Source organism: Variovorax sp. MHTC-1 (assembly GCF_003984645.1).
Taxonomy (GTDB): Bacteria; Pseudomonadota; Gammaproteobacteria; order Burkholderiales; family Burkholderiaceae_C; genus Variovorax.
The window spans coordinates 1-501 of sequence record NZ_RWKI01000104.1 but is presented as its reverse complement, the minus strand read 5'-3'; the positions used below and the strand labels follow the sequence as shown (position 1 = coordinate 501).

The following is a 501-nucleotide window of genomic DNA, read 5'->3' as shown; positions in this document are numbered from 1 at the left end:
GCGAACCGATGCGGTTCGTATGCGCAATGCGCTCGTGAGTCAGCCGTTGCAATTCACGGTGCACACGGCGTGCGTCTTCGTCCTCGCTGCTCGGTTCGCGCAGAACCGACCAGACGTGCTCGCCCGCGTGGTGGCGAACGAGCATGGCCAACAGCTTGTCCGCATCGAGCCGGTCGGTCTTGGCTCGCCGTGCGCGTCGGTTGACCTCGATGCTTGCCGCATCGACCACGATGTTATCGACGCCTAACTCGCTCAACCAGCGATGCAGCCACCAACCGTCACGTCCAGCCTCGTAGCAGCTGTGCACCCGCGCCTGGCCGCCGGTGCGCAGTCGCGCCCCGGCCTTAACGATGCAATCGGCTACGGCAGCTGTATCGCCGGCGCCCACGGTATAGCGGCTCACGCGGTTATGGCTATCGCCGATGCTCAGCTGCCAATGCTTGTCGCCGAGCTCGAAGCTCATGTACAAATCGCCGCCGCCAGCGGTATCCTTGCCTCGTA

At 64.3% G+C, this 501-nt stretch carries 1 pseudogene; it reads right to left on the bottom strand.

Features of this window, described 5'->3' with window-relative positions:
- Positions 1-501 (bottom strand): annotated as a pseudogene (locus EJI01_RS28470) (IS110 family transposase); the annotation flags it as partial.